Here is a 13612-nt window from a genome sequence, read left to right as displayed (position 1 = left end):
GCAGGTGGCCGTCGGCCTTCGGCTCGGTCACCGTCACGTTCAGCACCACGGCCCTCACCCCGGTCTGCGGCACACCCGCACGACCGGCGACCTGCAGCGTCACCTCGCCGAAGGCCGGCACCGGATCCGTGCCCGGACGCCCCACCGCCGCCCGCGTGTCCAGCAGCCGGGACGGCGCGACCGCGGTGAAGCGGTCGCCCGCGGGCGGGGTCGGGATCCCGTTGTTCGCCACGTGGACGCGCTGGTTGTCGGGGTCGGTCCAGACGACGTTCGGACCGGTCCGGTCCACCGCCCAGGCCTTGTGCGGCTTGCGTACCGTCTTCCAGTACTCGCCCGCGGCGAGGGTGCGGACCGCGACGGCGCTCTCGCCGCCCGAGGAGCGGATGCCGTCGTGGAAGTCGACCAGCAGCAGCCTGCCGTTGGCGAGGTCCTGGCGGACCAGGTAACCGTCACCCAGCAGCGTCTCCCGGCCCGACCAGTCGTAGCCCCAGTTCGTGGCCTGCACGGGGACGGAGAGGGTCTGACGGGTCGCCGTGTCGAACACGCCGGTGGTGCGCAGCGTCCCCTGGCTGTCCTGGCAGCCCCAGGAGACGAAGCGCCCGACGGCCTCCAGCAGGGTGACCGGGCAGGGTGCGGCGAAGGAGTCGCGCACGGAGGCGCCCCGGACGTCGGTGGCCGTCACGGTGTTGGCGCCCTGCTTCGCGCTCCACAGCGTGTCGCCCTGCACGGCGGCGGCGGTCAGCTGCGTCTGCTGCAGCCGGTCACCCGTGTCCAGGTCGCCGACGATCACCGTCCGGTTGACCTGCCAGTTGGACGTCGCCTGCGCGAGGACGACGTACCGGCCCGCGGTGTCCTCGGTCCTCAGGCTGTACAGACCGCCGGTGGCGACGGTGTTGGCCTGGTCCTGGCTGCCGGCCTTCCGGACGGCCACCTTGTCGCCGAACACCGGGTCCCCTTGGAGGTAGCGCTCGTCACCGGTCGACCACAGCTCGGCGCACGCGGCGTTGTGGCTGTCGCAGTCGGCGATGTTGTGCGGGCCGTCCAGGGTCTCCGAGAGCTTCACCGGGGTGGCGTCTCCGGACACCCGGTAGCTGCGGAAGGAGCCGGTGGTCATGGCCGGCTGGAAGCCGACGGTGTCCGAGGCCGTGGTCAGCACGCCGCCGCCGATCGAGAGCCCGAACACGGTGGCGGGCGCCGCCGGGACGTCGGTCAGCGTGCCGACGGCCGGCTTGGCACCGGCCTGCGCGGTGAGCCGGTAGACCTTCGTGTCGCGTTGCCGGCCGTAGGCGGGCAGGTGTTCGGTGCCCACCACGATCAGGGATCCGTCCGGGGCGGGCAGCAGCTGGGCGTCGGCGCTCTCCAGCACCATCTCCGCGGAGCCGTCGGTCGAGCCGGCGACCGAGGCGAACACCGGCCGGCCCCGGTTGTCCCCGGAAGTGTGCGTGACGGACTCGGTGCGTACCAGCCGGTCGCCGACCAGCCGCAGCTCGCCGCCGATGCCGCTGACGTACGTCGTCCTCAGCACGGTCTGCGGCTGCGCCCGGTCGAGGTGGTCGACGTCCCCGGCGGAGCCGTGTGCCCGCAGCACGACCCCCTTGCCCAGCCGGAAGTCGTACGAGAAGTCGAACTGCTGCTCGTCCGGCAGTGCGAGGAGCGCCCCTGTCGCGACGTCCACCAGGGCGGAGTGGGAGAGGTCGTCCTGGCGGTAGCGCAGGATCACCGAGTTCTGGTCGCCGTCGTGCACCGAGGTCGCGAGCGTGGCGCCCGCCGGCAGGGCCACCTTGGTGTGGGAGACGGAGCCGCCGTCCAGCCGGTGCAGGAACCAGCCGGTGACCGCGGACGGTGTGCCCTCGTACGCCAGGACCGTCCGGCCGTAGGTGCCGTAGTAGGTCTGCCCGGCGGGGAGCTCCACGGAGCCCAGCGCGGCCGGCCGGCCGGTTGCCAGGTCGTACAGGTCGACCTTGGCCGGCGTCTGCCCGGTGGCGGCCACCGGGACGGCCACGGTGTCCGAGCCGGTGCCGTGGCGGTTGTCCGGCTTGCCGCGGTAGGAGCCCGACGGCCGGCCCTCGTCGAGGCCCGCCGGGACCGGGGCGGGCATCCGGAGGCCTGTGTCGGTGGTGGCGCCGGTGTCGTACCTGGTCCACAGCAACTGGTCGCTGCCCTCGCGGGCGTGCAGCAGGCCGGTGTCCCCGGCCACGAAGAGCTGGTCGCGGGCCGGGATGCCGCGCGGCGCGGCCGGCAGCACCAGTTCCGCGGACGGCTCGCCGGCGGGTGCCGCGACGGCGGCCTGCGGAAGAGCCAGCGTCAGTGACGCGGCGCCGGTGGCCAGGGCCAGTGCGACGGCACTGAGGCCCCGGCACAGGCGCGTGGACCGGCTTCCGGACGGGTCCAAGGGATGCCCCCTCGTTGTGTGAGCGCAGGAGGGGGGAAACACGCGTAGCCGGACGCGGCCGCCACCGCAGCGGGTCGGCGCCGTCCCGTCCTGACTCGATCCCCCCCGAGAACGGCCGGAGCATACCAACGGATGATCTCCCGCAGCGCCTGGATTTCCCGGGCACGGGAACGGCCCCCGCCCGGAGCTCCGGGCGGGGGCCGTCGAGGACCGGGCGCGTCAGTGGCGTGGACGGCCGATCAGATTGCCGATGTTGTCCAGCAGCCGGATCTCCAGCCACGGGTTGGGCTGGGCCACCAGGGTCAGCAGCACGATCGACAGGCCCAGGAAGGACAGCACGATCACGTCGGTGAACCGGCTGCGCACCGCCAGCATGCCGACCTCGGGCAGGACCAGCCGCAGGACGGCTCCGAGCAGCACGCCGCCGCCGAGGATCAGCAGCCCGTACTTGAAGCCCTCCTTGAAGTCGGCGAACCAGGTCACGGCGAGCCCGGCACCGACCACCAGCAGGACCAGCGTTATCGGCCACTGGCGCACCGGCAGCGCGTGCTCGCGCCCCAGCGCCGCGGCCGAGCCCTCGGGGGGCAGGGTCCCGGTGGTCTTGACCGGCCTGCGCCGGGACCTCACCGGTCGCTCACTCATCCGCGCCGTCCCTCCGGTGTCAGATGCCGGCGCGGCGCTCGGCCGCCTCGACGATGTTGTTCAGCAGCATGGCGCGGGTCATCGGGCCGACACCGCCGGGGTTCGGGGAGATCCAGCCGGCCACCTCGGCCACGCCCGGGTGCACGTCGCCGACGATCTTGCCCTCGCTGCGGCTGACGCCGACGTCCAGCACGGCCGCGCCGGCCTTGACGTCCTCCGGCTTGACCAGGTGCGGCACGCCCGCGGCGGCCACGACGATGTCGGCCTTGCGCAGGTGGTAGGCGAGGTCACGGGTGCCGGTGTGGCAGAGGGTGACGGTGGCGTTCTCGCTGCGCCGGGTGAGCAGCAGGCCGATCGAGCGGCCGACGGTGACGCCGCGGCCGATCACGACCACCTCGGCGCCGTCGATCGCGACGTCGTGGCGGCGCAGCAGCTCGACGATGCCGAGCGGGGTGCACGGCAGCGGGCCCTGGATGCCCAGCGCGAGGCGGCCGAGCGAGGTGGGGTGCAGGCCGTCGGCGTCCTTGTCCGGGTCCATCAGCTCCAGGACCGGGTTCTGGTCGAGGCCCTTGGGCAGCGGGAGCTGGACGATGTAGCCGGTGCAGGCGGGGTCGGCGTTGAGCTCGCGGACGACGTTCTCGACGTCCTCCTGGGTGGCGGTGGCGGGCAGCTCGCGCTGGATCGAGGCGATGCCGACCTCGGCGCAGTCCTTGTGCTTGCCGTTGACGTACCAGCGGCTGCCCGGGTCGTCGCCGACCAGGACGGTGCCGAGGCCGGGCGTGACGCCCTTCGCCTTGAGGGCCGCCACGCGGGCGGCGAGTTCGGACTTGATCGCGGCCGCGGTGGCCTTGCCATCGAGAATCTGGGCAGTCATGACCCCATTCTCCCGGATCCCGGCAACCGGCCGCGCCAGCCCCGGCGCCACCCCGTCCTCCCCCGCCGGGGCGGCCACGGTCCGCAGCGGAACGTGCGGGCCACGTTGCGGTTGCGCCACAGTCCGGTCCGGTGCGCGGGCGCGGCTGGACAGCGACGGGCCGTCCGGTTGACGATGAGCGGGCATTCCCTGCCGCCTCCGGCCCGGTGACGGGCCGACGGACACACCGGCGGGGCGTACCCGGGGGAAGAACAGAGTGAGCCGACCACAGCACGCCGTGCCGCCAGAGCGCCATGGCCGCACGTTGCCAGGACCGCAGCCGTCGATGCTCCTGTTCGTACCGTCGTCCCGACTCCCACGGTCCCCACGGTCCTGAGCCGCGACGGCGGGTGCCGGTTCCCACGCGCCCCCATGTCACCGCGCTCCGTTATCGTCCCGTCCGCCCGGCTGCTCCGACCGCCGGTCCGGTCCGGGTCCTCCGCTGTCCCGTCCCCTGTCCCCCATCCTGCCCGGAGGCATCGATGAGTTACCCGCCCGACCCGAACAACCCGTACGGCCAGCCGCAGCAGCCCGGCTACGGCTACCCGCAGCAGGCCCCGCCGGCCGCGGGCTACGGCTACCCCCAGCAGCCGCCGGCCGCGGGCTACGGCGTGCCGCAGCAGCCGGCGTACGGGTACGCGCCGATGCCGGGCACCATCCAGGCGAACAACGGCTACATCAACATCGCCCAGCTGGGCACGGTGAAGATCGCCACCATGGGGCAGCGGTTCGCCGCCCGGCTGATCGACGGCCTGTTCTTCGGCGCGCTCTACGCGCTCTTCGCGGTGTTCGGCGTCCTCGGCGCGATGGGCGTCGCCAAGGACCAGCAGGACTGCAGCTCGAAGCTCGACTACAGCGGCTCCTCCTACGGCGGCACCAACTCCGCCTACTACGACTGCGTGCACCAGAACACGCAGGCCGCGACCGGCTTGTTCGCCACCGTGATGGTGATGTTCGGCCTGTTCATGGCCGTCGGCCTGCTCTACGAGTGGCTGCTGGTGGCCTTCACCGGCGCGACGCTGGGCAAGTTCGCCATGGGCCTGCGGGTCGTGAAGGAGAACACCGGCCAGAACCCCGGCGTGGGCGGCGGCTTCATCCGCTTCATCATCCCGAGCGTCGGCGCCCTGCTGTGCGGCCTCGGCCAGACCCTCGTCTACCTGTCCCCGTTCTTCGACAACACCGGGAAGCTGCAGGGCTGGCACGACCGTGCCGCCGGCACCGTGGTGATCAAGAAGTAGCGCGTACCCGGTACGACGCGACGGCCCGGCTCCCCTCGCGGGGGCCGGGCCGTCGCGTCTGTCACACCGTCACCGACGGAGCCGCCGGGACCGGTGGGATCAGTGGAAGAAGTGGCGGGTGCCGGTGAGGTACATCGTCACACCGGCCTCGGCGGCGGCGGCGATCACCTCTTCGTCGCGGATCGAACCACCGGGCTGGACGATGGCCCTGACGCCGGCCGCGATCAGGATCGCCGGCCCGTCCGCGAAGGGGAAGAACGCGTCGGAGGCCGCGTACGCGCCCTTGGCCCGCTCGCCGGCCCGCTCGACCGCGAGCTTGCAGGAGTCGACCCGGTTGACCTGGCCCATGCCGACGCCGACCGAGGCGCCGTCCTTGGCCAGCAGGATCGCGTTGGACTTGACGGCCCGGCAGGCCCGCCAGGCGAAGGCCAGCTCGGCCAGCTCGGCCTCGGTGAGCGCCTCGCCGGTGGCCAGCGTCCAGGTCGACGGGTCGTCGCCCTCGGCGTGCACCCGGTCGGCCTCCTGGAGCAGCACGCCGCCGGAGATCGGGCGCACCTCCTGGCGGTTGACCGGGGCCTGCGGGGCGAGCAGCACGCGCAGGTTCTTCTTGCGGGCGAGCACCTCGACGGCGCCCTCCTCGTAACCCGGGGCCACCACGACCTCGGTGAAGATCGGGGCGATCTGCTCGGCCAGCTCGACGGTGACCGGGCGGTTGACCGCGATCACGCCGCCGTACGCGGAGACCGGGTCGCACTCGTGCGCCTTGCGGTGCGCCTCGGCGACGTCCACGCCGGTCGCGATGCCGCACGGGTTGGCGTGCTTGATGATCGCGACGGCCGGGCCGGCGTGGTCGTACGCGGCGCGGCGGGCGGCGTCGGTGTCGACGTAGTTGTTGTACGACATCTCCTTGCCGTGCAGCTGCTCGGCGCCCGCCAGGCCGCCGGTGCCGTCCACGTAGAGCGCGGCGCCCTGGTGCGGGTTCTCGCCGTAGCGCAGCACGTTCTGCCGCTCGTAGGTGGCGCCCAGGAACTCCGGGAAGCGCTCGTCGCTCGGCGCGTAGCCGGCCTCGAACCAGGAGGCGACGGCGACGTCGTACGCGGCGGTGTGCGCGAACGCGGCACCGGCCAGGCGCTTGCGGGTGGCCAGGTCGAAGCCGCCCTCCTGAGCGGCCTTCAGCACGTCGCCGTAGCGGGCCGGGTCGACCACGACGGCGACCGAGGGGTGGTTCTTGGCGGCGGCGCGGACCATGCTCGGGCCGCCGATGTCGATCTGCTCGACGCACTCGTCCGGGGTGGCGCCGGAGGCGACGGTGGCCTTGAACGGGTACAGGTTCACGACGACCAGGTCGAAGGGCTCGACGCCCAGCTCGGCCAGCTGCGCGCGGTGCGACTCCAGGCGCAGGTCGGCGAGCACACCGGCGTGCACGCGGGGGTGCAGCGTCTTCACGCGCCCGTCCAGGCACTCCGGGAACCCGGTCAGCTCGGAGACCTCGGTCACCGGCACGCCGGCGGCGGCGATCCGGCCGGCGGTGGAGCCGGTGGAGACGATGGCGACCCCGGCGGCGTGCAGGCCCTGGGCCAGCTCCTCCAGACCGGTCTTGTCGTACACGCTGATCAGCGCGCGACGGAGCGGACGGACGTTCTCGGAGACAGGGGGGGTGGCGGAGCTGGCACTCATGCCGGGATCCATACCTTTCGGTCCTCGATGCGGTGACCTTCGCGGGCCAGCCGGCCCACGACGTCGACGAGCAGCTTGCGCTCGACAGTCTTGATGCGCTCGTGCAGCGCTTCGCCGCCATCGGCGTGATCGGCGTCGGCGACCTCGACGACGCCCTGCGCGATGATCGGCCCGGTGTCCACGCCGGCGTCGACCAGGTGGACGGTGCAGCCGGTGACCTTCACCCCGTACGCGAGGGCGTCGGTGACGCCGTGGGCGCCGGGGAAGGCGGGCAGCAGTGCGGGGTGGGTGTTGACGATCCGCCCGGCGAAGGCCTCGATGAAGCCGGCGCCGAGGATCTTCATGAAACCGGCCGTGACCACGAGGTCCGGCTCGTACGCGGCGGTGGAGGCGGTCAGCGCGGTGTCCCAGGCGGCCCGGTCGGGGAAGTCCTTCACCCGGTGCACGAAGACCGGCAGGCCCGCGCGCTCGGCGCGCTCCAGGCCGGCGATCCCGTCACGATCCGCGCCGACGGCCACGATCTCGGCGCCGAAGGCCGGGTCGGCGGCGGCGTCGATGAGCGCCTGCAGGTTGGTGCCGGAGCCGGAGACCAGCACCACCAGACGGGCCGGGCCGGGCGTGCGGGGCGGGAAGAGCTGAGCGGGGGCGGCGGCCACTGCGCGATTCTCCGTAGGTCGGGCGCCGCCCGCTGGTACGTCCACCGGCGGTGGGGCCACTACGAACGGCAGGTCGAGCAAGGGGGAACATCAGGAGAACCCGCCGCGACGCGGGCCCCGGGAACCTCTGTGAGCTGCTGACCGTCACCACGATAACGGCTGGTCGGACGGCCTCCGAAACGGCCGGGTGTCGCTACGCGCGTAGTTGAGACGGGGATCTCCCCGGCCCGCGGACGGGGGCACCGGGCCGGACGCCCGCGCCGGGCGGAAGGCCGCAGGACTGCCCGCGGGCGGCTGCGGGATCATAGGGTGGCGCGGGCGTCCGCCCAACCGACCGAGAAGGAATGGCTGAACCATGAGCAGCGGTGACGACACCGGCGAGCGCAACCCCTTCGCGCCGCCGCCGGCGGATGCCCCGGACCAGCCGTGGCGGCCGCGCAACCCCGGGCCCGCCGAGGGCCGGCACGCACCCGACGGCGACGACGGCCAGGACGAACGCCCGCTGGTCCCGCCGCCGCACCCGTGGAGCCCCGGCTACCAGGGCGGCGGCTGGCACCCCCGGCCGCCCGCCCCGCAGCCTCCCAAGCTCGACCCGAACGACCCGGCCCAGCGCAAGGCCCGCAACGCGGCGCTGGCCGGCATGGCCTCGCTGGTCTGCGCGTTCGCCGCGCTGCACTACGTCGCCCTGTTCGTCGGCGCGCTCGCCGTCGCCTGGGGCATCGGCGCGATGCGCACCCCCAAGCCGGCCACCGCCCGGCCCGCCGGGACCACGGCCGGCGCGGCGCCCGCCGGCGCGGCCGGGTCCGCCGCGCCCAACCCGCTCACCCCGGCCGCGCTCGCCGGGGTGCTCACCGGCGCGATGACCGTGGTCTTCGTGTCCTCGGTGATCGGGCTCAGCCTGTACTACAACGACTACGTCACCTGCGTCCGGGACTCGCTCACCGCCACCGGTGCGGACAACTGCGAGCGGCTGGCGCCCAAGTGGTACGTGGACGTCACGACGAAGGGCGAGTAGCCCGGGAACCGGTCCCCGGGAGGGCGGGCAGCCGGGGGAGCCGGCGGGGTGGCCGGGTGGTCAGCCCTCGTCGGGGGAGGCGGAGGCGGTACCGTCCGCGCCGTCCGTTCCGCCCGCCCCGTCCACGGGCGGGCCCAGCCACAGCACCAGCGCGTACGCGCGGGCGCGCAGCAGCACTGCGCTCCGGCGCGCGTGGCCGGCGAGCGCGGTGCCGGTGCCGGTGCCGACACCGGCGGCCAAGGCCGTTCCGCCCTCCGCGGTGACGCCCCGACAGGTGCCCCGGCCCGGCGTACGGCCTGCCGCCTTGCCCAGCGCCCAGGCCCGCACCAGCAGCGCTCCCGGCACCGCCACCGCGGCGAACCACCCCGCCGCCGCCAGGCCCGTCCGCCACGGCACCGGGCCCAGCTGCGCCATCCGGCCGCCCGCCAGCGCACCGCCGGAGAGCCGGCCGAGCACCTCGCCCGCCACCCCGGTCAGCAGCGCCGCCGCCAGCACGGCGACGGCCGTCGCCGCCGGGTGCCACGTGGTCGCCGCCCCGGCCGGCCGGTCCGCCTCGGCCCGGGCGTCCGTACGCTTCGCGCCGTCAGCCGCCGCCCGGCCCAGCAGCAGGGCCGGCACCACCCCGGCCAGGGCCGGCAGCAGACAGGCCGCCAACCGCCAGCCGCCCGCGCCCGGCTCCGCCACCAGCGCGAACAGCGGGAACTCCGGCACCGGCCCCAGGACCGCCCCGCCCGGCGCCACCACCGTGCCCGCCCCCACCGCGAACCCCGGGCCCAACGCGTAGGCCGTGCCCCAGAGCACCGCGTTCGGCAGCAGCAGCACGCTCAGCAGCAGCAGCCCGGCCACCGCGGCCGGGCCGTGGGCGAGCACCCCCGCCGACCGTCCGGTGCCGGCCACCGCGGCCAGCACCGCCGCCACGGCCAGCACCACCGCACCCGCCGCCACCAGCCCCGCCCCGGCCGCCAGCGCCGCCGTCCGGATCACCGCCGCTCCCCCGGCCGGCCGGGCCCAGTCCGGCACCCGGTCCAGCGCCCGCCACCGGAGCACCGGCCCGCCCGCGCCGGGCGGCCGGCCGGCTCCCTCCGCGCGGCGCGCCCTCCTGGCACCGGCCGCCGTCGCGGCCGCGGCCAGCAGCGTCACCACGAGAACGTCCGGCAGCACCCGCGCGCGGAACGGCCCGGCACCCGAACAGTGCGCCACCACCGCCGCGGCCACCGCGCAGTAGCCGCACCACACCGCCGACGGGCCGCTCCACCGCGGCCGCGGACCGCGCCGCGCCGCCGCCCGGGCCCCCGCCCGGTACAACTGCCCCACCACCAGCAGGCCGAGCAGCAGCGGAGTGACGGTCAGCGGGGCGTCCGCGCCGCCCCGCAGCACCGGCGCGCCGTGCCCGAGCAGCCAGAGCGCGCCCGCCAGCCGGACGACGCCGGCCGCGCCGCCGTCCGCGTACGGGGTCACCACCCAGAGCCCGAGCACCGGCACCGCGACCGCCGCGAGACCGAGCAGCGCCGTCCGCACCCCGGTGAGCACGTCCGCCAGGACGGGCCTGGTGCCCAGCTCCCCCGGCGCCTGAACGATCGGACGGCCCATCAGCTGCGTCATGCGCCTCATGGTGCCAAGGCGACTCGCCATGCTCCGTGAAGAGGCAAACCGCCGTCGTGTCCCAGATTATTGGCTTATGCGCATTTTCAGACCGTGCCCTCTCGCCGCCCCCACTCCGGCCCGGAGCGTCTGATGTCCACGCCGCCGACCGCCGAGCGCTCCACCGGCGCCCCCACGACCGACGGGCCCGCGCCCCAGGACCGTTCTTCGGGGAAGGGCCGGGCCGGACGCGGCCGGGCCGCCAAGAACACCAAGGCGACGCGCGCCAAGGCGGCCGGCGGCCCCACCACCGGGCCCGCCGCCGGGCCCGCCGCCGGCCCGGAGGAGGCGGCCCGGCTGCTCCGGCAGCTGACACCCCGTGAAGCCCAGGCCCTCGCCCACCTCGCCGCCGGCCGGGACCTCACCGAGACGGCGGCCGCACTCGGGGTCGCCCCGGCCACCGCGCGCAGCTACCAGCACCGGGCCATGCGCAAGCTCGGCACCCGGACCCGCGGCGAGATCGACGCCTTCGCCGCCCTGCTGAGCCCCGTTCAGACCGCATCCGCGGCAGGCCGCACGGCGCCCGGCACCCCGGCCGGCGAGCGGGCCGCGGCTGCGGGGCCCGCCGCCGGGCCCGCCCGGAGCGGGAAGCCAGGCCCCCGGCCGGACGCCGCCAAGGCCCCGGCACCGGCTCCCCCGCCCCCGCCGGCCCCCGCCGCCCGCAGCGCCGCAACCGCCGACCGCAGCGCCGCACACGGCGGGAGGCCGGGCCCGGCCGGCGGCCGCCCGGGAGAGGCCGAGGCGCCCCCGGCCGCCGCGCCCACCGCTCCGCCCCGCACCGACCCGGCCCCCACCGCCGCGCCCGCCGACCGCCGTGCGCCGGCGGGCGGGCGGCCGACCCCCGTGAACGGGCAGCGGAGCACCACGGCCCCGGCCCGGCGGACCGGCGATCCGGGCGGCAGGCCGGACGACGCGCCCCGGCACGGGGAGCACCACCGGCCGGAGCCCGGGCCCGTGACCCGCAAGGACGCCACGACCGCGGCGGCCCCGGCCTTCGAGGAGCTGTACGAGTCCGCCCACACCCGCCTCGTCCAGCAGGTCTTCCTCCTCACCGCGTGCAGGCACCGCGCCGCGCACTGCGTCCAGCGGGCCTTCGGCGAGGCGCGGCGGCAGTGGGACGACATCGCCGCCGGCCCCGACCCGGAGGGGTGGGTACGGGCGCGGGCCTGTGAGGCGGCGCTGTCGCCGTGGCACCGGGGCGGTCCGCGCCGGGCGCACGCCTGGCGGCTGCCGCACCGCCGGATCAAGGTCCGCCCGGCCGACGAGTCGCAGGCGGTGCTCCCGGACCACGACCGGCTGACCGACCGGGACCGCGCGCTGCTCAAGGCGCTCAAGCGGCTCTCCCGCCCGCGGCGCCGGGCGCTGGTGCTGCACGACGGCGTGGGCCTGCCGGCCGCCGCGGTGGCCGTCGAGGTGGAGTCGACGCTGGCGGCCGCCGAGGGCCGGGTCTGGGCGGCCCGGACGGCGCTGGCGCAGTGGGTGCCGGAGCTGGCCGGGCCGGACCCGGCGGCGGACGGCTTCGCGGACCGGCTGGGCGCGCTGCTGCACCGGGCGGCGGTCCGCGGCTGCCCGCAGCCGCACCGCCCTGCGGTGCCCCTGCTGCGGGCCCGGTACGGGCTGGCCTCCGCCACCCGGACGGGCGCGGCGGCGCTGATCTCGATGGCCGTCGCCGGTGCCGCGGTCGCGACGCTGGCCGGCAGCGGGCCGGGCAAGCTGTTCCGGCCGGGCGGGGCGCCCGCCCCGACGCTCTGCGCTCCGGCGGCCGACGGCGCCGTCCCCGCTCCCCCGGACGCCCCGGTCACGGGCGTGCGCAGCCTCTGGTGCAGCACCACGCCCGGCGTCGCACCGGTGGTGGTCGACCCGCCGCCGCCCGGGGGCCGCCTGTGGGAGCTGCCGGCCGCGGGGCGCTCCGCCGACGCCCTGCCCCCGCCCGGCCCGGCCGCGACCGGCCCGGTCTCGTGCACCCGCTGGTCCCTGCACCCCTGCGCGACCGACCGCTGAGACCCGTCGGCCGGCCGCCGCAACGGCGAGCGCCCCCGCCCGGGACTCCGGACGGGGGCGCTCGACGAGCGGGTGGCGTCAGCCGATGAGCTCGCGCGCCAGGCGGGCGGTCTCGGACGGCGTCTTGCCGACCTTGACACCGGCGGCCTCAAGGGCCTCCTTCTTCGCCTGGGCGGTGCCCGAGGAGCCGGAGACGATGGCGCCGGCGTGGCCCATGGTCTTGCCCTCGGGGGCGGTGAAGCCCGCGACGTAGCCGACGACCGGCTTGGTGACGTGCTCGGCGATGTAGGCCGCGGCACGCTCCTCGGCGTCGCCGCCGATCTCACCGATCATGACGATGAGCTCGGTCTCCGGGTCCTCCTGGAACGCCTTGAGGGCGTCGATGTGGGTGGTGCCGATGACCGGGTCACCGCCGATGCCCACGGCCGAGGAGAAGCCGATGTCGCGCAGCTCGTACATGAGCTGGTAGGTCAGGGTGCCCGACTTCGAGACCAGGCCGATCTTGCCGGAGGTGGTGATGTCGGCCGGGATGATGCCGGCGTTCGACTGTCCGGGGCTGATCAGGCCGGGGCAGTTCGGGCCGATGATCCGGGTCTTGTTGCCCTTCGAACCGGCGTACGCCCAGAAGGCGGCGGTGTCGTGCACCGGGACGCCCTCGGTGATGACGACGGCCAGGCCGATCTCGGCGTCGATGGCCTCGACGACGGCGGCCTTGGTGAAGGCCGGCGGCACGAAGAGGACGGAGACGTCGGCGCCGGTCTCCTTCATGGCCTCGGCGACGGAGCCGAAGACCGGGATCTCGGTGCCGTCGACGTCGACCGTGGTGCCGGCCTTGCGCGGGTTGACACCGCCGACGATCTGGGTGCCGGAAGCGAGCATGCGGCGGGTGTGCTTCATGCCCTCGGCACCGGTCATGCCCTGGACGATGACCTTGCTGTCCTTGGTAAGGAAGATAGCCATGGTGTGAAAGTCCCCTTCCTTACTTGTTGGCCAGCTCGGCGGCGCGGTCGGCCGCACCGTCCATGGTGTCCACGCGCTGGACCAGCGGGTGGTTCGCGTCGTCGAGGATCTTGCGACCCAGCTCCGCGTTGTTGCCGTCGAGGCGGACGACGAGCGGCTTGGTGACGGCCTCGCCCTTCGACGAGAGCAGCTCCAGGGCCTGCACGATGCCGTTGGCGACGGCGTCGCACGCGGTGATGCCACCGAAGACGTTGACGAAGACCGACTTGACGTCGGGGTCGCCCAGGATGATCTCCAGGCCGTTGGCCATCACCTCGGCGGAGGCGCCGCCACCGATGTCGAGGAAGTTGGCGGGCTTGACGCCGCCGTGCTTCTCGCCCGCGTAGGCGACCACGTCGAGGGTGCTCATGACGAGACCCGCGCCGTTGCCGATGATGCCGACCTCGCCGTCGAGCTTGACGTAGTTCTTGGCCTTCG

General features: G+C 75.2%; 10 protein-coding genes and 1 pseudogene. 3 read left to right on the top strand and 8 right to left on the bottom strand.

Going from position 1 to position 13612, the window contains the following annotated elements:
• From C2142_RS23405 to C2142_RS23395, 3 genes are all read right to left on the bottom strand, one after another.
• Nucleotides 1–2392: hypothetical protein (locus tag C2142_RS23405; RefSeq protein ID WP_194235800.1), on the bottom strand; the 2392-nt coding region annotated here is incomplete at its 3' end.
• A 219-nt stretch (nt 2393–2611) separates the two neighbouring features.
• A complete protein-coding gene (locus tag C2142_RS23400; RefSeq protein WP_148644447.1) occupies nt 2612–3034 on the bottom strand; it encodes a DUF3017 domain-containing protein in 423 nt (140 codons plus the stop codon).
• 19 nt (nt 3035–3053) lie between these two features.
• Complete coding sequence (locus tag C2142_RS23395) at nt 3054–3908, bottom strand: bifunctional methylenetetrahydrofolate dehydrogenase/methenyltetrahydrofolate cyclohydrolase (RefSeq protein WP_148644446.1); 855 nt, start codon at nt 3906–3908, stop codon at nt 3054–3056.
• Between the two features lie 521 nt (nt 3909–4429).
• Here C2142_RS23395 and C2142_RS23390 point away from each other — a divergent pair.
• Nucleotides 4430–5185, top strand: a complete 756-nt coding sequence (locus C2142_RS23390; RefSeq protein ID WP_148644445.1) for an RDD family protein — start codon at nt 4430–4432, stop codon at nt 5183–5185.
• Nucleotides 5186–5284: 99 nt separating this feature from the next.
• Here C2142_RS23390 and purH read toward each other — a convergent pair whose 3' ends face one another.
• Both purH and purN read right to left on the bottom strand, forming a co-directional pair.
• The gene (purH, locus tag C2142_RS23385) at nt 5285–6862 is read right to left on the bottom strand and encodes a bifunctional phosphoribosylaminoimidazolecarboxamide formyltransferase/IMP cyclohydrolase (RefSeq protein WP_148644444.1); all 1578 of its coding nucleotides are present in this window, start codon (nt 6860–6862) and stop codon (nt 5285–5287) included.
• Nucleotides 6859–7518 (bottom strand): phosphoribosylglycinamide formyltransferase, encoded by a 660-nt coding sequence (gene purN, locus C2142_RS23380; protein ID WP_148644443.1) that lies wholly within the window; start codon nt 7516–7518, stop codon nt 6859–6861. The genes purH and purN overlap by 4 nt, the downstream gene beginning before the upstream one ends.
• A 355-nt stretch (nt 7519–7873) precedes the next feature.
• Here purN and C2142_RS23375 point away from each other — a divergent pair, with 355 nt between their 5' ends.
• Nucleotides 7874–8533 (top strand): hypothetical protein, encoded by a 660-nt coding sequence (locus tag C2142_RS23375; RefSeq protein WP_148644442.1) that lies wholly within the window; start codon nt 7874–7876, stop codon nt 8531–8533.
• A gap of 60 nt (nt 8534–8593) precedes the next feature.
• Here the strand turns inward: C2142_RS23375 and C2142_RS23370 are convergent, their stop codons facing one another.
• Nucleotides 8594–10135: a DUF6350 family protein gene (locus C2142_RS23370; protein ID WP_148644441.1), complete on the bottom strand. Its 1542-nt coding sequence runs from the start codon at nt 10133–10135 to the stop codon at nt 8594–8596.
• A 132-nt stretch (nt 10136–10267) separates the two neighbouring features.
• Here C2142_RS23370 and C2142_RS23365 point away from each other — a divergent pair, with 132 nt between their 5' ends.
• Nucleotides 10268–12175: a LuxR C-terminal-related transcriptional regulator gene (locus C2142_RS23365; protein WP_148644440.1), complete on the top strand. Its 1908-nt coding sequence runs from the start codon at nt 10268–10270 to the stop codon at nt 12173–12175.
• 78 nt (nt 12176–12253) lie between these two features.
• On the opposite strand, the gene sucD is transcribed toward C2142_RS23365, so the two are convergent.
• Entirely contained in the window at nt 12254–13135 is an 882-nt protein-coding gene (gene sucD, locus C2142_RS23360) for a succinate--CoA ligase subunit alpha (RefSeq protein ID WP_148644439.1), read from the bottom strand.
• Between the two features lie 19 nt (nt 13136–13154).
• A pseudogene (locus C2142_RS40295) lies at nt 13155–13612 on the bottom strand (succinate--CoA ligase subunit beta); the annotation flags it as partial.

Origin of the sequence: Streptomyces sp. CB01881 (assembly GCF_002953255.1) — a bacterium.
In the GTDB taxonomy this organism is placed as follows: Bacteria; Actinomycetota; Actinomycetes; order Streptomycetales; family Streptomycetaceae; genus Kitasatospora.
The sequence above is the reverse complement of the archived record's forward strand: the minus strand, read 5'-3'. Positions and strand labels throughout refer to the sequence as shown.